The 20187-nt window shown below is 48.1% G+C and carries 14 protein-coding genes; 10 read left to right on the top strand and 4 right to left on the bottom strand.

Annotation, left to right across the window (positions count from 1 at the left end; translation table 11 throughout):
* Positions 1–39: 39 nt before the first annotated feature.
* Positions 40–1074 carry a LacI family DNA-binding transcriptional regulator gene (locus ACE04G_RS08220; protein WP_449005203.1) on the bottom strand — a complete coding sequence of 345 codons (1035 nt, stop codon included), beginning with the start codon at positions 1072–1074 and terminating at the stop codon, positions 40–42.
* Between the two features lie 445 nt (positions 1075–1519).
* On the opposite strand from ACE04G_RS08220, the gene ACE04G_RS08225 reads away from it, so the two are divergent.
* The 4 genes from ACE04G_RS08225 to ACE04G_RS08240 all read left to right on the top strand — a co-directional run bounded on the left by ACE04G_RS08225 (position 1520) and on the right by ACE04G_RS08240 (position 6689).
* Positions 1520–2806: a sugar ABC transporter substrate-binding protein gene (locus ACE04G_RS08225; RefSeq protein ID WP_221818861.1), complete on the top strand. Its 1287-nt coding sequence runs from the start codon at positions 1520–1522 to the stop codon at positions 2804–2806.
* 259 nt (positions 2807–3065) lie between these two features.
* The gene (locus tag ACE04G_RS08230) at positions 3066–4421 is read left to right on the top strand and encodes a sugar ABC transporter permease (protein WP_336758888.1); all 1356 of its coding nucleotides are present in this window, start codon (positions 3066–3068) and stop codon (positions 4419–4421) included.
* A complete protein-coding gene (locus tag ACE04G_RS08235) occupies positions 4418–5254 on the top strand; it encodes a sugar ABC transporter permease (RefSeq protein WP_017690474.1) in 837 nt (278 codons plus the stop codon). Before ACE04G_RS08230 ends, ACE04G_RS08235 begins: the two co-directional genes overlap by 4 nt.
* A gap of 148 nt (positions 5255–5402) precedes the next feature.
* Positions 5403–6689, top strand: a complete 1287-nt coding sequence (locus ACE04G_RS08240) for an MFS transporter (protein ID WP_449005204.1) — start codon at positions 5403–5405, stop codon at positions 6687–6689.
* A gap of 156 nt (positions 6690–6845) precedes the next feature.
* Here the strand turns inward: ACE04G_RS08240 and ACE04G_RS08245 are convergent, their stop codons facing one another.
* Positions 6846–9002, bottom strand: a complete 2157-nt coding sequence (locus tag ACE04G_RS08245) for an alpha-amylase family glycosyl hydrolase (protein ID WP_449005205.1) — start codon at positions 9000–9002, stop codon at positions 6846–6848.
* 453 nt (positions 9003–9455) lie between these two features.
* Between ACE04G_RS08245 and ACE04G_RS08250 the strand changes: the two genes are divergently transcribed.
* The 3 genes from ACE04G_RS08250 to ACE04G_RS08260 are packed head-to-tail and all read left to right on the top strand — an operon-like array spanning position 9456 to position 13623.
* Entirely contained in the window at positions 9456–10835 is a 1380-nt protein-coding gene (locus ACE04G_RS08250; RefSeq protein WP_449005206.1) for an alpha/beta hydrolase, read from the top strand.
* Entirely contained in the window at positions 10832–12247 is a 1416-nt protein-coding gene (locus tag ACE04G_RS08255; RefSeq protein ID WP_449005207.1) for a cysteine peptidase family C39 domain-containing protein, read from the top strand. The genes ACE04G_RS08250 and ACE04G_RS08255 overlap by 4 nt, the downstream gene beginning before the upstream one ends.
* Positions 12244–13623, top strand: a complete 1380-nt coding sequence (locus tag ACE04G_RS08260) for an ANL family adenylate-forming protein (RefSeq protein WP_339182244.1) — start codon at positions 12244–12246, stop codon at positions 13621–13623. Before ACE04G_RS08255 ends, ACE04G_RS08260 begins: the two co-directional genes overlap by 4 nt.
* Positions 13624–13979: 356 nt before the next feature.
* Here the strand turns inward: ACE04G_RS08260 and ACE04G_RS08265 are convergent, their stop codons facing one another.
* Together ACE04G_RS08265 and ACE04G_RS08270 are read right to left on the bottom strand one after the other, a co-directional pair.
* The gene (locus ACE04G_RS08265; RefSeq protein WP_449005208.1) at positions 13980–15752 is read right to left on the bottom strand and encodes an alpha-glycosidase; all 1773 of its coding nucleotides are present in this window, start codon (positions 15750–15752) and stop codon (positions 13980–13982) included.
* A 261-nt stretch (positions 15753–16013) separates the two neighbouring features.
* Positions 16014–16595 (bottom strand): hypothetical protein, encoded by a 582-nt coding sequence (locus ACE04G_RS08270; RefSeq protein ID WP_237176826.1) that lies wholly within the window; start codon positions 16593–16595, stop codon positions 16014–16016.
* 424 nt (positions 16596–17019) lie between these two features.
* Here ACE04G_RS08270 and ACE04G_RS08275 point away from each other — a divergent pair, with 424 nt between their 5' ends.
* From ACE04G_RS08275 to ACE04G_RS08285, 3 genes are all read left to right on the top strand, one after another.
* The gene (locus ACE04G_RS08275; protein ID WP_449005209.1) at positions 17020–18033 is read left to right on the top strand and encodes an ABC transporter substrate-binding protein; all 1014 of its coding nucleotides are present in this window, start codon (positions 17020–17022) and stop codon (positions 18031–18033) included.
* 97 nt (positions 18034–18130) lie between these two features.
* Positions 18131–19144 carry a FecCD family ABC transporter permease gene (locus ACE04G_RS08280; RefSeq protein ID WP_449005210.1) on the top strand — a complete coding sequence of 338 codons (1014 nt, stop codon included), beginning with the start codon at positions 18131–18133 and terminating at the stop codon, positions 19142–19144.
* Entirely contained in the window at positions 19141–20184 is a 1044-nt protein-coding gene (locus ACE04G_RS08285; RefSeq protein WP_449005211.1) for a FecCD family ABC transporter permease, read from the top strand. Before ACE04G_RS08280 ends, ACE04G_RS08285 begins: the two co-directional genes overlap by 4 nt.
* The last annotated feature ends 3 nt before the right edge of the window (positions 20185–20187 follow it).

Below are 20187 nucleotides of genomic sequence, written 5' to 3' on the forward strand. Positions count from 1 at the left end.
GACAAACGTTTGCATTACTACGCGAATACTCGAAATGAATCAATCTAAGGGTGGCTTTGGCTTGGAAAAGAGTGAGGATTCGCGCACGATCAGACGATGGGGGATAATGACCGGATTATGAAGCTGTGGTTCCCCACTAAGAATTTTTAACAGTACCTGAACGGCTGTATAACCAAGCTGATAAGTCCCGATGTCGATAGAGCTTAGGGGTGGAGAAGCCAGTTCCGATAATGCAATATTGTTAAAACTGACCACACTGATATCTTCAGGCACCAGATAATGAAGCTCCGCAAGAGCCCTCAATACCCCGAAGGCCACATTGTCATCGATGACAACAATTGCGGTGGGTCTGTCCGGCAAGGACATGAACAGCGACATCGCTCTAAATCCACTTTCCTGCAGAAATTCACCTTCCACAATCCAGTCACTATCCGCATCCAGCCCGGCGTGGGCAAGCGCTTTTTGGTATCCTAACATACGATCATGCGATAACGTAATGTCCGGAGGACCGCTGACAAATCCGATTCGGGTATGGCCCTGAGCGATCAGATGATGAGTCGCATCATAAGCGGTCTGCACATTATTGTTATCCACCATGGGGGCATTTGGATGAGCTTCACTGCGACCGATTAACACAAAAGGAAACTTTTCCGCTTCCAAAAAAGAAATGATGGGATCGTCTCGTTTGGACCCAAGCAGTAGAATGCCATCCACTCTACGGCCATGAACAAGGCGTGATATTGCATGCAGTTCATTGTCTGATGATGTTTCGGTTGTTAGCAGCAATTCATAATTCATACGGGTGGCATGTGTAATAATACCTCGCAGCAGTTCCCCGAAAAAGTAATTCTGAAACAACTCTTCTGCAGGACGCGGAAGCATAATCCCAAGGGTATGTGTTGTTTTGGAAACCAGGCTCTTCGCGATGATGTTGGGATGGTAGTTTAATTCTTTCATGATTTGCTTCACTTTGAGAGATGTCTTGGTGCTGATTCTGGGATGGTTGGAAATCACCCGTGACACTGTAGAAGGGGAAACACCCGCCAATTTGGCAATATCCTTGATCGTAATCATGTAAAAAATCCCTTCTGAACAATCGTATAAATATTCTCCTATGGTAATCCAAAGGATACGAGAAATCAATTGCTAACTGCCGAGTAAGGGATACTCATGAAGTAATATTAAGGAAGAAAGAGTCAGAACAAGGAAACAGGAAATTACTGTAGGTAGAAGAAAAAAAATGGTTGAAATTGAGCAAATATGGCTTGTGCAAACGTTTGTGCAAATAAAGTTTGTTATTGTATGATGTGATTGTTATTGTAGCGCTTACATCAGTGGATTTACATACTTCTTGACTTTTTTACCCCTACATATTGAACGGAGAGGTCATCTTGTCTTCCATTTGAGCAAACGTTTGTACAAAAGGGGATATGGGGTGCAGAACCTGACAACATACGCAGACAAAAGGGTGAAAAGCGCGAACTTTGTTGGACCAAGCAGAGGGAAGGGGACATTTTACATGAGAAAATGGCAAGGGGCAACATTGTCCGTCATGATGGCTTTTACACTGGCTGCGTGCGGGGCTGGAGGCGGAAGTCCATCTCCAACAACGGCAGGTGAGAATCCGGAGGAAGTTGTAGAGCTGACAGCCGAGAACCTTCAACCGGAAGAAGGGGCGACCCTGGTGATCTGGGAGGATAAAAATCAAAGCAGCTTTATTGAACAAAGGGTCAAAAAATTCGAAGAAAAATATGGGGTAACGGTCAAAATGGAGGAATTACCTCCAACCGATCAGGTAACCAAGCTGACGACGGATGGCCCAGCGGGTCTGGCGGCAGATGTTGTTGTTTTCCCGCATGATAAGATTGGTAGCGCTTCAGAGGCGGGACTTATTCTGCCCAATGACATATTCGAAGCAGAAACCGTAGAGAACACCAGCGACAACGCGCTGAAGGCAGTGACGTTCAAGGATATCCTGTACGGCTATCCGTACAGCGTGGAGACCTACGCCCTTTTCTATAACAAGGCACTCTATCCGGAAGCTCCGAAAAACTTTGATGAGATTATCAGTTTCGCCAAGACGTTCAATAATGTGAAGTCCAATCAGTACGCACTGATGTGGGAATTGCAGCAGTTTTATTATAACTATGCATTCCTGGCTTCACAGGGCGGTTATATTTTTGGAGACAACGGAATGGACAGCGCGGATCTCGGTCTGAATAACGAAGGAGCCCAGAAGGGTGGACAGTTCCTGCAGACGCTGAAGTCGGAGGTGCTGCCGCTTAAGATGGGTGACGTGAACTATGATATCAAAAAAGGATTATTCTCCAGCGGAAAACTCGCTATGGACATTAATGGTCCGTGGACCATTGCCGATTATCGCAATGCAGGTATTGATTTTGGCGTTGCTCCGCTTCCGGCAATTGATGGCAAACCGATGACCTCCTTCTCAGGCGTTAAAGCCTATTATGTGAATGCATTTACGCAATATCCGAATGCGTCGAAGCTATTGGCAGCGTTCCTTTCCAATGAAGAGGCCCAGATGGAGAACTTTGACCTGAACGGTACACTTCCTGCGAACAAAAACGTAGCTGCTGATCCGAAGTTGCAAGAGGACTCAATCAACAAGGCGTTCCTGGAACAGTTCAACAACTCAACTCCAATGCCTTCGCTTCCTGCCATGGACAGCGTATGGGGACCGATCACTTCGGCCATTACGGATATATGGGATACCGAAAAGGACGTGAAGGCATCACTGGATAACGCCGTGAAACAGATCCAGGAAAGCCTTGCAACCGTCCAATAAGGACGAACGACGAATGCGAAGATATGCATAAGAGCTGCATAAATTGAACTTCATATTTACACAAAAACGTAGAGGACAGAAGAAAGATGAAGAAGTAAAACGTGCGCCTTTATCACCGGATTTTCCCTTTTGGAAAAGGGATCGAAAAAAATCTGGGGATAACAGCGATCGGAAGCTTATTCTGTCATCGGAGTGGTCAGTGTAAGTACACTTTTGTTCAATGTATGCAGGTTAGCAATAGGCGGGGAGGAGAGAGCGAATGCAACAGCAGCATGTCCCGGTGCCTGTTGGACCGAACACGGAAAGACAGCATCGGATGACAGCGGCCATATGTTCCATCATACTGCAAGGTCTTGGACAGCTGTACAATCGACAATGGATTAAGGGGATTTGTCTACTGTTACTGGAGGGAGCAGGGCTTGCGTACCTGCTTCCTCGCCTGTCACAGGCCGTATGGGGCATATGGACACTGGGGGAAAATACACAGCGTTTTGTCAAAGTGAATGGGTCCACTGTACTTCAAAGGGGAGACCATTCCATCTTTTTGCTGCTTGATGGCATTATCGTACTGCTGGTGTTTTTTGTGTTTATCTTAATCTACATCTTGAATATTCGGGATGCGTACGTCACGGGGCTTGCGAGGGAGGAAGGCAAACAGACCCTAGGCGCAGCGGCATCGCTTCGGAACATGATGGACAAAAACTTTCCGTATCTGTTCCTGTCCATCCCGGCCCTGGGCATTCTTTTCTTCACCGTTATGCCCATCCTGTTTACGATCACGATCGCGTTTACCAACTATTCGGCCCCGGATCATATTCCGCCAGCAAAACTCGTGGACTGGGTAGGCTTCAAGACGTTCAGTGATCTGATCCAGCTGAAATCCTGGAGTCAGACATTCTACGGCGTTCTGACCTGGACGGTCATCTGGGCCATCTTGGCGACAGTCACCACCTATTTTGGCGGCGTGTTAGTAGCACTGTTGATTGAACAGCGTGGCATACGCTTCAAAAAGCTGTGGCGGACGATTTTTATTTTGCCTTATGCGATCCCACAGATCATCTCCTTGCTGCTCATGCGTAATCTGTTCAATGGTCAGTTTGGTCCGATCAATACGTACATGAGAGCATTTGGGCTGGAGGGATTACCCTGGCTGACAGATCCGTTCTGGGCTAAAGTCACCGTCATTGTTGTCAACATGTGGATTGGTATTCCGGTCAGTATGGTGCTGATTCTGGGTGTATTGACAGCCATCCCTCGTGATCTCTACGAGGCTGCCGAAGTGGACGGAGCATCTGCGTTTCAGAAATTCCGGATCATTACCATGCCGTTCATTCTTTTTGCCACAACCCCGGTACTCATCATGCAATTCGCCGGGAACTTCAACAACTTCAACGTCATCTTCCTGCTGACCAATGGAAATCCACTGCGGGGAGACTATCAATACGCAGGGGCAACGGACCTGCTGGTGACCTGGCTCTACAAGCTCACGCTCGACAATAACAAATTCAACATGGCTTCAGCGGTAGGCATTATCATCTTCCTCATTATCGCTTCATTCTCTATCTGGAACTTCCGCCGCTCCAAATCATTCAAGGAGGAGGACATGATTCAATGAAGACACGTAATAATCCGCTGCGTTTGGCCCTGAGTTATGTGCTGTTGCTGATCATCGCCGTTGTCTCCATCTATCCGGTACTCTGGATCTTTCTCTCTTCCCTGAGACCTGGTGCGGCATTGTTCAGTGAACGGTTATGGCCGGAAGCTTTCACGTTGACCCATTACGGGGAGCTGTTCAATAACCCGTCCTTTATGTACGGCAGATGGTATATGAACACGCTGAAAATTGCCTTTTTCACGATGATCTTCTCCACGTTGATGGTGACACTTGGGATGTATGCCTTGTCCCGCTTCCGCTTCCGTGGACGTAAAACGATTCTCTCCACCATGCTAATCCTCGGCATGTTCCCGAGTTTCATGAGCATGATTGCCATCTATATCATTTTGCTGCAAATTAAATTGCTCGACACCCACGCTGCGCTCATCCTGGTCTATTCTTCAGGGGCGGTACTGGGCGGATTTATCGTCAAAGGTTTCTTTGATACGATTCCCCGCAGTCTGGATGAAGCGGCCCGCATGGATGGTGCAAGTCACCTGCGGGTATTCACCAGCATCATCCTGCCTTTATCCAAGCCGATGCTGACTTATGTGGCACTAACCAGTTTCACGGGTGCATGGATGGACTTTATCTTCGCCCGGCTGGTGCTGCGGACAAAGGAGAACTGGACGCTTGCGGTGGGTATGTGGGATCTGGTCAACCGTTATCAGGACAGTAACTTTACGATGTTCGCTGCGGGTGCGGTACTGATCGCGATTCCAATTACACTGCTGTTCGTTTTCCTGCAACGATTCCTTGTTCAGGGTCTGACGGCAGGAGCTTCGAAGGGGTAATACCGTGCCATAACAGCATAGTCAGCCGCGATCCCTGCGGCACTTTAACCAGGCACTTCCGTGATGTCATGTCTTTATCGACTGGCACTGCAGCGGAAGTGCCTGATTCTGCATGGGCTCGAATGATGATTAGGGAGGAACGTGATATATGGGCATGAACCCGTCCAGTGAGCCCGAGATTATCGGATACCAAGATGGACAAGCTGCATTGCATAATACTATAGCTCCACCAACACTTTGGCGTAATGTTACCTTTCGGAGGATATTGTACGGCTACGGGATCTCGGTCTTCGGGGATTGCTTCAATGGGATTGCGATCAGCCTGTGGGTGTTACAGACCACGGGGAGTGCAAAGAGCATGGCAGCCGTACAGATCTGCAATATGGCCGTCAGTTTTCTGTTTGGATCGGTGGCGGGTACGGTTGCAGACCGATTGGATCGCAGGAAGCTGATGCTGGCCTCGGATGTATTTCGGGGCGTAATGGCTATAATGATTGCGATTAGCTTGTTCGGTTGGCATGCGCCGTTCCCGGTGGTGCTGTTGTTGCTTTCGCTATCCATGTTTTCAAGTCTTTTTCAGGCACCTGCATTCCACGCCTCTGTAGCAAGTATGGTAGGCAGGGAGCATATTCAACAAGCAACCGGAACCATTCATATGGTAGATAATCTTGCCCGGATCAGTGGACTAGCCGCAGCGGGAGTGGCTGTTGCTGCATTTGGCGGATTCGTTGCCATATTAATTACAGGGGCAACCTTCCTGTTGTCTGCAGTATGTGTAGTGATGGCGGGCCGCTTTCCAGAGGTGCAGCGATCCGTTAGTCAACAGACCACGTTTGCTCAGGAGTGGCGCAGTTCGTTTGGCTACATCTATCGGAATCGTCTGATTCGATCCATCGTATTGCTCAATCCCGTGCTGATTTTGTTTTTCATGTCTGCGATGATGCTGGTTCAAGTGATGGCGGTCAAGGTATGGGAGGCAAATCCGGTACAGTTTGGATTAATTGAGACCTGTATTCCGCTGGGATACATGATTGGCTCTGCATTGCTGATTGTTTCGGGAAAACGATTGAAGCGAAGAGGGAGATGGGTGTTTATCGGTCTGATTGTGTTGGGACCGCTTTATATTATTTTGGCGAATGTATCCTCACCAATCATGGCGTTGCCGTTTATCGTGGGCGGAGGTGCGATGTTCGCCTGCTGTACGATGCTCACCCAGATTATGCTGAGGACAGCCGTTCCGGACGAGCTGCAGGGAAGGGTCTATGGCGTGGTTGGAACAATCACCAGTACAGCGCCTATTCTGGGATTGACGGTAGTCTCCGTATTGGCAGATCAATGGGGCGCAGCTTCTGTGCTGCAAGGCGTGGGCATATTACTGCTGGCGACAGGTATTCTGGCCGCTACAACATTGAAGTCGATCCGAACCTATCAATGACATGTATGATACATCAAAATGATATGAATTGAACCCACATGTACACATTCAACAGAGAGAGGATAGAAGCAATCTAAGCAAGCTCGCTAGGTACAGCAAAACCCGGAGCATACGCTGCGTTAGCGTAACTCCGGGTTACCTTGTGGACTGAATATCCTATTGCCAGTTTACATTTACAGTCGCTGTACCGCTGGTTGGTGTGGTGAACGTGTGGTTGGAACCACCTTCCCACGTAATGGTTGCACCATTTTTCTTGAAGAATTTGAACTCCAGTTGTTTCCCGGCAGGCACGCTCACATCAAAGTACCAAGTTGGGTAGGCGTGGATAACCTGATTGAAAGCAGGGCCAATAGCTGTTGTACCCGTACTCCAGTTGCCCAGTTCTGCCACGTTACCTGCCAGATAGATGTTCTGACCCAGTGTGGTGGAAGCATTGTTAATGACAAATCGTACAGTGACCTGATCACCCGTAAGGATGGTGAAGTTGTTATACGCATTGCTGTTGACGCCATTCGCAGCTACTTTTACAGCATAATTGCCTGCGGCAACAGCTGGGATCGTCACTTTAATCTGTGTATCTTCCCAGGATGTAATGGCTGCACCGGTAACGGCTGATGTACCGAAGTATACCGTGCCTTTGGTGGAACCGAATCCGCGTCCGCTAATCGTAACGACATTACCCGGTTTGCCCATCACCGGACCTACATGTCCGATCGTTGGGGTTGTCTCGCTCGTTGTATATTGCCATACCGCTGTTGCACCGGCTGCCAGTGTGAAGGAAGAGACGTTGCCATTGGTGGAAGTGATGTTATTACCGTTCAGTGCACCGCCCAATACATCGGTGTAGTTGCCTGTTGGCAGTGAAGTGCTTAGATTCGCAATGCTTGCTGGTGTGGAGAGATTACGGTTCACCGCAACAACAGCTACACTTTTGCCAAATTTGCGCTCATAGACGTACACATCATTATTGATCCAGCGTTGCTGAGTGGAGCCATAGGCAATCGCCGGATTGGATTTGCGCAGAGGGGCCAGCTTGCTGATCACGTTGAAGGCAGTGGTTGTTTTGGAGAAGGAAGGCATTTTGGCCCGATTATCAGGGTCCCCGTTACCCGTCAGATACTGCTCGGTACCATAATAGATGGCAGGTACGCCGCGTGAAGTCAGCGTGAAGGCCAGCGCTTGTTCCAGACGACGATTGTTCACGGCACTTGTTTTGAACCGATCCATATCATGGTTGTCGATGAACGTAACTTGATCATTCACCTGATTGTAATCTGCCGCTGTGCCTGTAATCATCGAATCCAGAGCATACATATTGGACGTGTTATCCCGGAAGACATCACGTACGGCAGAGTTAAAGCGGAAATCAAGCAGGCTCATCCCGGATTCGTTGGCAAATTCTGTGTTATCCGCATCGGATGCAGCAGATCCCAGGAACCATTCACCAAAGGTGAATACAGGTTTATGTGCATAGATGGAGGACATCCAACTCTTTTGCCAGCCGAGAGGCATATGTTTCACCGCATCTACACGAATGCCGTCCACGCCCATATCAAGCCAGAGCTTGATTGCATCTTTGAAATATTGGTCAATGGTATTGTTGTTGTGATTCAGGTCAGCGAGGTCGTAGAGGTTTTTGTAGATTCCATTCTCCAGGGAGGAAAAGTCGGAGCCGCCGTTGTGATGGAAATATCCATTCGTATCATTCGTGTATCCGCCAACAAGATTACCGTTATCATATAACTTGCCATTCTCAGCAAAGGACGTATCGGTTTCCATGGCAGGAGACGTGTGGTTTGGTGCAAAGTCAATTACGATCTTGATGCCTTTGGCATGAGCAGTCGTAATCAGATTTTGAAAGTCAGCCATTGTTCCGAAATACGGATTGGTCTTCTTGAAATCACGTGCCCAGTAGCCATGATACGCTGTGTTAATCACGCCGCCGTAGTTGATGGTAGCGAAGATATTTTCAACCGGTTGGGAGATCCACAATGCCGTTACGCCCAGATCGCTAAAATAGTTATCGTTGATTTTGTTAATCAAACCCTGCCAGTCGCCGCCACAATACAGCTTCAGGTTACTACAAGTGGCATCGTAGGCAGCTCCGGTAGGATTGTTGGAAGGATTGCCGTCCAGGAAGCGGTCCGTAAAGATCTGATAGATGACGTCTGTACTAAAGTTCTGCTTGTTGGTAACCGCGGTATCCGCATCGGCATAGATCGCGGAAGCAGGCAGATAGGGAAGTGCGCCTCCTGCAAGTAAACTGAGTGTCAGTGTTGTGCTGAGGAGTACGCGTTTGGCCATTTGAAACATAGTAATCCACCCTTCTCGTGAATGTAGTAGTTTAGATAAACAACCAACCTGGCTCTTGAATAACAGCGCTTTCAATACAACAGGATGTTACGCAATGGATTGAAGACTTCCCTCCTTTTGACACGCCAACAACCCCGGCATCTCCTTCGGGAGTTACCGGGGTTGTCCTAAACCGCTCTGGTTTAAAAGCATGGCCCTCGAGTTATGATCACAACGCTATCGTAAGAAATATTGGATCTTATGTCAATAACTTTTTTGAGAGCATTTATTTTCTATTTTTATGTTTACAAAAGCATGTCCGGGGATTTAAACTATTCGCAGATTCACAATATAAGGGCTATGTATTCCAGGGACATTCACATGTTCTGGGACAACCCCGTCTCTACTGAGGCGGGGTTATTTGTTTGTCTATGATGCAGTCGAATCGGGAGAAGAAAGGCGGTTGATGATCAGTTGAGTACCCATTCTGTCATCGAATGTTTGGAAAGTGTTCAGGCCTCGCAGCTCGGCAATATTCGCAACATCTATGTGTATCTCCCGCCAGGTTACCATGAGCAGACAGACCGGCAGTATCCTGTGCTGTACGTTCATGCAGGGCAGCGGGCTTTTGGTCCATCTGGGCCAGGCAATGAAACGTGGAATATGGATCAGGCAGCGGATGGTCTGATTGCCTCCGGGCAGATTGAATCACTGATTATTGTTGGTATTGCACATGTCCGTCCAGTCACGCACAACGAATTCTACCACTTCATCGCTCCTGAGAGAGAGGCCGTGAGCGTGGGTTGCTCAGGCATTGCCTATGAACATTTCATCATTCATGAGCTCAAACCGCTCATTGATCATCGTTACCGTACGCTGCCGGACAAGTCGAATACCGGACTGTTGGGTTCATCTGCCGCGGCGCTTTGTACATTGCACATGGGGATGCGAAATCCGGATGTTTTCGGAAAACTGATCATGATGTCACCATTCTATGTGGATGTGCAGCTGGACGAAACGTCGGATAACGGACTGTTGGAAGAAAACATGTACCGTCTGCCAGAGGAAGTACCTGCCGTTCGAATGTGGATGGATATTGGAGATACGGAAGGTTTGTTTCTGCCTTCCCAGGTCAGAAGGGTGGCTCATCAATTGCTTGAACGGGGAGTCAGATCGGGTGAGGAATTGGCATTTCTGGAACAGCAGGGTGCCTGTCATCAGGAAGGTGACTGGGGAGCACGCGTTCATCTCCCGTTAATATACATGTTCGGCCACGTGGGTAAGCCCTCTTCGCTCAAACTGCTTGGAAGGGATGTCATCGGACTACAGGGTGGAATGACCGTGTGTATCAATGCACAGATTCACTACGAGAGTGGGTTGGTTCAGAGTCTGCTGCATGGGAATTATACTTCGAGTGACCCGAATATACTTCAGGTGAATACGAGTGGAGAGTTAATTCCGGTCGGTATTGGAAGTGCATTCATCACGCTGACTGTGGGGGAACTGTCTGCTACACGCATCTACTCTGTCATTCCAGAATTGTCCACTCATGTGGAGGTCTGCGTTCGTGCAGAGGTAGCTCCCGACGAAGACTTGGAGGAAACGATATATGGTGGTATGGGCATGAAGCTTGTTCGTTCTGGTAAAGGTCGATATGAAGGTAGTTACCGAGTCCCGCGAGATAGTGGTTTCTCCTTCCGATTTACTCGCGGTTTCCGTCGTTTCGAGACCGATGTGGATGGCAAACCTATTGCCAATCGGGTATTTCGAGCAACAGATGATATGTCTGTGGATTACCAAATCCAGTCATGGGGCAGTGCGTCTGCCAAAATGGGAACAGGAGGCCAAAAATGATCATTCACTCATTCGCTCCGGTGCTGGACATTCCCTATTATTATCCCTGCAATTTTCCTCTGATTCATGAAGTGATCCATCGACAAGGATCCATCACAAGTCTTGCACTGCTGGCGGCAAGTCGGTTGTACAGCCTTCCTTCCTGTGGGGATAAGGGAGTGGTGAAGCCTTATTTTCACAAGCTGGATTATGTAGAACCGATCTGGGAGATGTATGGTCAGCGGGAGCTGGGAAGCTTAGAAGAGGGGAAGACGCTGATCCGGCAGTATATCGGCGAAGGTGAGCTTTTTCTGGCTACAGGAACCAGTTATCACCTGCCTTATTGTGAGGATTATCAGAATCCCGAGTACATTCGCAAACACGTGAAGCAAGGCTCGCGACTGCATCTGGTAGACCATTGGATTGCTGTATATGGTATGGAAGATGAGCATGTTCACGTCTACGATCCCGTGCCCTCCAAGTATAAGGGGAAGGTTGCTCAAAGGGCCTTTCATGACTTCTGGAAAGGTAACCAAAGCATACCCGAGCTTGCGCAGGCCAAACGCAAAGAAGAACTCCGAACGTATGGCACCATGGACATTCGGGCGACTGTGAAGCTGGACTCTGACGGTTACCGAGACATGTTGATCCAGGCGTTAACAACGCAGATTGAAGAATTTCTGACAGGCCGGACGATTACACAAGGAGAGCGCAATTATTATTTTGGACATGCGGTATCGCTGCAACTGTTACATGCACTGCATGTGGTGAGTGAAGGGGAGCAGGACAATGAAATGCTGATATCCGGTCTGCTGTTTGATATGCGATGGAGTCGATATTTTCTTCGAGATCTTCTTCAGGAGTCGGCCTTATGGCTCGGTTCTCCACTTGATCAATATGCGAGAGAATTCAGCGAAATTATCGTACGTTGGGAGAAGGCCTACAATATGCTTCAGGTCAGTCGAATAAAACAGCGTGAGCAGTGGAAAGTACAGCTAACAGGTGTAATTAAAATGTTGGTCACCGATGAATGGCACTGGTATGAGTCACTTCGACAGTCCATACCTCAGGCAGATTGCTTCCCACGCCAGACTGTGTCGATGATTGGACAAGAACACAGGGAGGATTTGCTCCGTATCGTATTGGATAGTTGTCGGGAGTTAAACGCGTACCATAATACATCGATTCCACTTGGTGAGGGTGGTAACGCTCCACTGTATGGACGAAGTGGGCAACTGGATTCGCTGGAACTCGTGTCATTACTTGCAGTGGTAGAGCAGGGAATCGAAGATCGATGGGGGACGGGGATGGGAGCCGCACTGGCGGAGATGGCTGCTGCTTCCATGCCGGAAAGCCCATATCAGACTGTAGGTTCACTTGTTGATTATCTCGCACAGCAATGGGCACCTGACCGTGAGGAGGATGCAAGATGATGAACCAATTCTTACTTGAACGATTCGCGGAACAGGGACAGCATCCTGCACTGATCTGGAAAGATCAGGAGTACAGCTATCGGTGGCTGCTGGAACAGGTTGGCATCATGAGTAAGTGGATTACAGCAGAAGGGCTGACTGGGCAACTTGTAACGCTGGAGGAAGACTATTCCCCCTATGCAGCGGCAGCATTGGTTGCTTTGCTCGGACAAGGGTGTATCGTGCTTCCCATGGATCGGTACCTGGTTGAAGCCAAACGACAGGAATATATCCAGCTGGCACAGGTGAAGTGGCGTTTGGGCATTGAGGATGGCCAGTTGTGCATTCGGCAAACGTGTGAATTATCTGGAGAGGTTCCTGTATTGTTATCCTCGCTGGCACAGGATGGCGTAGGGGGATTGGTACTCTTTTCATCCGGATCAACCGGAGTGAGTAAAGCGACTGTGCATCGTGCAGATCGGCTGTTACATGGTTTTCGGCGGCAAGTTCGGCCTTTGCGAACGATTCCATTCATGATGTTTGATCATATCGGTGGTGTAAATACCATGCTGCAATCCCTGTCCAGTGGGGGCTGTCTGTGTATCATTGCGGATCGATCTCCCGAAGAAGTGTGCCGAACGATTGAGAAGTTTCGTGTGCAGGCTCTTCCGGTCTCTCCAACATTCATGAATCTGTTGCTGCTGGGTAGAAATGATGAGGGGTATGATCTATCCAGTCTTGAAGTTGTGTCATACGGATCGGAAGTGATGCCAGAATCCGTACTGGCAGCTTGGAACCGGAGATTTCCACAACTAAGGACGATACAAGCCTATGGCATGTCTGAACTGGGCATTCTGCCAACCCGCTCCAAAGAGCCAGGCTCGTTGCTGTTTTCCATTCAAGACGAGGGAGTCAAGTACCGGGTAGTGGAAGGAGAATTGCAGATTCATACAGCAACAGCGATGATTGGATATCTGAATGCACCATCGCCCTTTACAGAGGATGGGTGGCTGCGAACAGGTGATGAAGCTGTGCTGGAAGAGGGATACATTCGTATTCTGGGCCGTCGTTCCGAGATCATTAACGTAGGGGGACGGAAAGTGTATCCTGCCGAGGTCGAGGGTGTTCTGGAAGAGATGGAATGTATTGAAGCGGCCGTAGTTTCGGGCGATCACAGCGGTATCACCGGTCAGAGGGTGAAGGTGACGATCCGGCTGGCTACAGAATGTACTCTCACCGATCTGCGGCGATCCATCTGGGAATATTGTCGGGACAAGCTGCCTTCATACAAGATTCCGCAGAAAATCGTAATTACACAGGAAGCTCTCGTAAGTTCAAGAATGAAGAAAATACGAAAACCGATGACTTCGACACCCTTCGCCTCGGCTGGGAAATAGGTCGCTGCTTCGAAGAGGTTCACCTTGCTTGAATCGGTATCGCTAACGAACCTCAAACATCGTATTGGGGGGATAATCAAGAAAAGTAAAACCTAACGAATCTCAGTAACGTTATTGCGTCAAAAATACGGCTTCTTCTTGCGAAAATCGACTTATTGAACGCAATAAGGTCTCTCTGATTCGTTAGGCATTTAGTCCGTGTATAATGAAGCGAATAACGTGTGCTGGGTTCGTTAGAATATGACGTATAAGATGCACAAGACGTATAAGATGCAGGAGAGGCTGTTCCCCGGTCGTCAATATGACCTAGGGGACAGCCTCTTTGAAGTTATTTTCCCTTGTTAGCCGTATTCATATCAGGCTTTCGCGGGTTGTTTGGCCTCCATTTGCAGTAAGGAGAATCCGTATGCTTCCAGATCGAGGGTCAGTTTATTTTGCCGAGCTTCCACGGTGTTTGATGTGAACAGATTTCGCCAGACGTTACGATCTGCCAAAGGGAGTTCAAGGGTACACGGCTCATCACCCGCATTCAGCACAAGAAGCATGCGCTCTCCCGTATGCGAATCCAATCGTTCAATGGCAAGACAAGGGTCTCCGGCTTTTGCATATACAATCTTCAGTTCTGTGCTGCGCAGGGCAGGGTGCTGTTTGCGCAGGGCAATCGTACGGGTGAAGAATTCCAGAAGCTCGCGGTTCTGCTTGGTCTCATCCCACTCCATACACTTGCGGCAACCCGGATCATATCCGCCATCAAGTCCCACTTCGTCTCCATAATAGATACATGGTACACCTGGATACGTAAGTAGTAACGTAACGGCAAGTTTCATCTTGCGCTCATCTCCATCACACAAGGACAGCAGTCTGGGTGTATCATGACTTCCGAGCAGATTGAAGGCGGCTTCCGTTACAGGCTGTGAATAGGCTGCAAGCAGTTTGCCAATCTCATTGGCAAATCCAAGTCCATCGAGCTTGCCATGCACCGTATAGTCCAATACCGAATTGGTAAACGGATAATTCATCACGGCATCGAACTGGTCTCCCTGAAGCCACATGAGCGAATCATGCCAGATCTCACCAAGCAAATAGGCGTCAGGTTTGATGGCTTTTACCGTCTGACGGAATTCCCGCCAGAACTGATGATCCACCTCGTTGGCTACATCGAGCCTCCAGCCGTCAATGTCCATCTCTTCAATCCAGAAACGTCCTACCTCCAGCAGATATGCCTTCACCTCAGGGTGTTCTGTATTTAGCTTCGGCATAAGCGGTTCAAAGGCAAAAGTGTCATAAGTCGGTATGCCATCTTCCACACGTGGCGGCCAGTCCTTGATATAGAACCAGTCTGCGTAGGGGGAAGAGGCTCCATTCTTCATGACATCGACAAAAGGAGGGAACTCTCTGCCGGAATGATTGAACACCGCATCCAGAACGACACGTATGCCGCGCTGATGACAAGCGTCCACGAACGCCTTGAACTGTTCATTGGTTCCAAAGTGAGGATCAACTTTCATGTAATCGCCTGTATTGTATTTGTGATTCGTCGTGGCCTCGAACAGCGGACAGAAGTAGATGGCATTGATGCCGAGCTGACTTATATGATCCAGATGATCCAGCACACCTTGGAGATCACCGCCGAAGAAGTTCACCGGTGTAGGTTCTCCTCCCCAGGGTTCTGCATTTTTGGGACTGATGGATGGATCGCCATTGGCATAACGTTCAGGGAAAATCTGATAAAACACAGCGTCCTTAACCCAGGCAGGCGGTTCAAAAATGTCGACTGGATTCATAAATGGAAAATCAAAGAATTCAAGTGGATGATCAGGCAGCGCCTGCTCGAATCCGCGTTCTGTCATCCAGACTGATTCCTCTCCCTGAATCAGTTGGAATCCATACCGCAATCTGCGATAGGGAGGTGAAGTCTCGGCTTCCCAATAATCGAACATTTCATCCCGGGCAAAGATGTGCATGGGGATATGTGTGATCGTCCGATCCCAGGCATATTTGTCACCGGTAATGGCAATCACCGCATCCAGATCCCCACGTTTGGACCGAAGTCGGAGGTGCATGGTCGAGCGGTCATAAGCATAAGACCAATTGAGTTTGGGGCGGTGGTAGATGGCTTCAAGAATCATGTAAATCACTCCTCGTCAGATGATGAAATTCAGATAAAAGTGGCCATTAAACGCAAAAAAGGCACAACCTCAATTGTTCACGAGGTTGTACCTTTCGGCAGCATAGCCTTTTGATTATAGTGCTATTATACGAACTAACGCAGCAAAAGAAAACACTTTTTTTCCTTAAATTTCAAAAATTCTTAAAAAGGATAAAACGATGATTCCATTCACACGTAACGCCAGAATAGTGTAGTCTGACGTTATACATGTGTGGCTGTTTTACATTTGGTAGCCGAGTTTTTCGCCGTAGGCTTTAATTTCAGCATGGTATTGTTGAATGCTTTTGATTCCTAATGCAATCTTGTCATTACCTTGTTTAAGGAGCTTGCTGTTTACTTTCGTTTTGGCAACAGACTTTTTGAACAATTGATATCCTTCAAGCTGAGCATAGCTGCCTTTGATCAGTTTGGCATGGATTTTTTTCAGTTCAGCGTTCTCCGGTTTGATCTGTTTCAGCATGGAGACATACTTGGTGTAGTTAGGGATGGCTGTATTATTTAGTTTCAGATAGAAGGATTTGCGATTGGAAGATGTGATGTACGTGCTGCCACCCACTGCATTCAAGGCTTTCTTCTCGTATACGGCAGGATCAGTCAATGCATCCAGGTAGTTGAGGAAATCTTCTTCTTCGACTGTAGGAATCGGTTCTTGTTCTGACGTGTCAACTTCTTCATAGTATTCGTCTTCCGAATATGTAGTGGTTGAGTCATCCGCAGCAGCGGCATAGGACCCTGCAGGTGCGAACACCCCGCCGAGCAATACAAAACTCATAATAAATGATAAAATCCAAGATTTTTTCACGTTAAAAATTCCCCTATCTATAGATGTGATTTTATTCCAATGGATAATCTAACATAGTACGACAAGAAATTACAGGAATTGTTTTACAGTTGATTCATCAGTTAAACGCATATGAATGAATAATTATTCACTAGCCAAAAGGACATGTATTAGATGAAGCTACAAGTAAGAAGAGAAATGTGCATGTTAAGTGATAGAGAACAAATTACATATATGGTTTATGTGGAGGCGTATTGTATTCATATATATTGTATTGGTTGGGTTAATATATCTTTATTTAATGTTGTTTTATGAAGTTACAGAGTTCGACAGGGAGTGAGAAGTTTTTCCAAATAAAATGCTTGTATAATGATTTCATCTCCATTACAATACAATTGATAATGAGATTCAATATCATTTAGATAAAAAAGGGGAGACGGATTTCATGTATAAAGTAAAGAAAAAGCTATACATTTATGCAGCACTTCTTCTGATGATTTCACTACTTGCTGGTTGTGCTTCGGGTGGAAGTGCCGAGACAACGAATACGTCCAGCCAAGCTGCAAGCAGCAATGAGAGCAATAATGAAAGTGATACAACCGCCAGTGCGGCTGAAGATCAGACCCGAGTGATCAAACATGCCATGGGCGAAACCACAATCAAGGGAACCCCGCAAAAGATAGTGACACTGTTCCAGGGTGCAAATGATGTCGTTGTTGCACTTGGCGTGAAACCGACAGGCGTGGTGGAATCATGGGTTCAGCAGCCGGTATATGAATATCTGAGAGCAGATCTGGATGGAGTAACCCAAGTGGGTCAGGAATCCCAGCCCAATCTGGAGGAGATCAACAAGTTGAAACCGGACTTGATTATTGCTACGAAGATCAGACATGAAGAAATCTATGAGCAACTGTCGCAGATCGCACCAACGGTAGTGACGGAGACGCTTTTTGACTGGAAAGAAACGGTGAAAACTGTTGGGGAAGCGATGAATATGGTTGAGCAATCGGATAAATTGTTGTCTGATTGGGATGGCCGTGTAGCTGATTTTAAAGAGAAAATGGGGGATCGTCTGCCGATTGAAGCAACCATCACGAACTTTAGAGCCGATCAGGTTCGTATTTTCTACATGGGATACGCAGGTAAGATTCTGAAAGAACTTGGGTTCACGAGACCAGCGGGACATGACGCAGACACATGGGGAGTTGAATTGACTTCCAAAGAAAACATTCCGGATATGAATGCAGACATGATCTTTAACTTCAACTCAGGTACAGAAACCGATGCCATTCAGAAAAATTATGATGATTGGACCAGCAGTCCACTGTGGAAAAACCTTGATGCAGTCAAGAACAACCAACTGGTTCAGGTCGATGAAGTGGCCTGGAACATGGCAGGTGGATACACATCGGCCAACATGATGCTGGACGATCTATATAAGCAGTTCAACCTGAACTAACTAACAGGAGCAGGACCTGCCATGCACCAGGACATTCGTTAACGAAGTGTATGGGCAGGCAGGTCTTTTATCATTTTACAGATGAAAGAGTGAGAGTATGTTTCCCCTTTTTACAAAGGCAAGCGCCAAGATCTATGGACTGGCTGGTTTATTCATATTACTTCTACTTGCTTGCCTAGCCAGTATGATTCTGGGACGTACACATATCACGTTTCAGATGGCATGGGAAGCATTGCAATTCTATGACGAGAGTTCTGTGGAACATGTGGTTCTGCTGACGGAACGGTTGCCACGTACAGTTATTGCTGCCGTCGTGGGAGCAAGTCTGGCCGTGTCGGGCGGACTCATGCAGGCATTGACACGTAACCCGCTGGCATCACCAAGTGTATTCGGGATCAATGCAGGTGCGATCTTTTTTATTGTCATTGCTATTGTGGTATTGTCCGTATCTTCGCTCACTACCATGATGTGGTTTGGTTTTGCCGGAGCTGCGGTTGCCGCGGCGATTGTATACGCACTGGGTTCCCTCGGTCGTGATGGCCTGACACCGATCAAAATTGTACTGGCAGGTACGGCTATCTCAGCGTTGTTTGCCTCGTTCACACAGGCCATTCTGGTGTTGGATGGAACCGGATTGCAGGATGTACTGTTCTGGCTTGCCGGTTCAGTAAGTGGTCGGACGTTGGATATGTTATATCCTGTTCTGCCGTACATGACAGCCGCAGCCATTGTCTCTCTGTTCATGGGCAGAGCCATCAATCTGCTCTTGACGGGTGATGATATCGCCAAAGGCATGGGACAGAATGTACTTTTGGTCAAGGTGCTCATGGGAATTGTTACGGTATTGCTGGCGGGTGGTTCGGTTGCCGTAGCCGGTTCGATCGGGCTCGTTGGTCTGGTTGTCCCACATATCATGCGTGCACTTGTAGGCAACGATTACCGCTGGCTCGTTCCTTACTCTATTGTAGGGGGAGCGATTCTGCTGTTGTCTGCGGATGTGGTGGCAAGGCTGGTGATTATGCCGCAGGAAGTTCCACTTGGTGTCATGACTGCACTGATTGGCGGACCCTTCTTCGTGTACATTGCCCGTAAGGGGGTGACGAAGATATGAGGAAGCTGTTGACTTTCCGCAACAAAAAAGACACCGTTTCGGTGCAAATGGAACGAAAATCATTGGTTGTCATCGGCACGTGTATCCTCTTGTTCCTGGTGGCCGGAGTTGTTGGTACCAGTATGGGCAGTGACTTTATCTCTCCGCTGGATGTGCTTCGAACGATATTCGGTCTGAATGAAGGGGAGCATGACTTCGTCGTACTGACCTTAAGACTGCCACGGGTGTTATTATCTCTGCTCGTAGGAGCAGCCCTCGGGATGTCAGGCGCACTTCTGCAAGGTATTATCCGTAATCCGCTGGCCTCACCGGATGTCATCGGCATCACCGGCGGCGCGGCCGTTGCAGCTGTAGGTTTTGTTACGTTGCTGGGTGGAGCGGTAAGTATCAAGTTGTTGCCATTGTTCGCCATCGCTGGCGCAATTGTGACGGCATTGATCATCTACGTGCTTGCCTGGAAAAAGGGAGTCAGTCCAATCCGTCTGGTGCTGATCGGAATTGGAGTTTCAGCTATTACCGGAGCCGGAACCACCTTTATGCTGATCCTGAGTCCGTTCTACACGGCAGGTCAAGCCTATATCTGGCTGACAGGAAGTGTATATGGAGCATCGTGGACTGATGTCCAAACGATTTTACCGGTTATCGTAATCGTTGTACCGCTGGCGATCTGGTTCGCCCGTAGCCTGAATGCACAGGAGTTCGGGGATGATCTGGCTACGGGATTGGGTGTTACCGTTCAACGGCATCGTTCGGCGTTGTTGTTATGCAGTGTATTGCTGGCGGGAATTGCCGTTGCAGTAGCCGGAACCATTGGGTTTGTTGGCCTGATCGCTCCGCATATTGCCCGGAAAATGGTTGGACGGATGTTCGGCAGTATGTTAATTGTGTCTGGCCTAGTCGGTGCTTTGCTTGTATTTGCAGCAGATTTGATTGCCCGCACCGCTTTTCTACCGTTAGATGTTCCCGCAGGGGTATTCACCGCAGGCGTAGGCGCACCATTTTTCCTGTATTTGTTGTTCAAGAATCGAAATCAGTTTTGAGGA

Source organism: Paenibacillus sp. AGC31, from assembly GCF_057334655.1.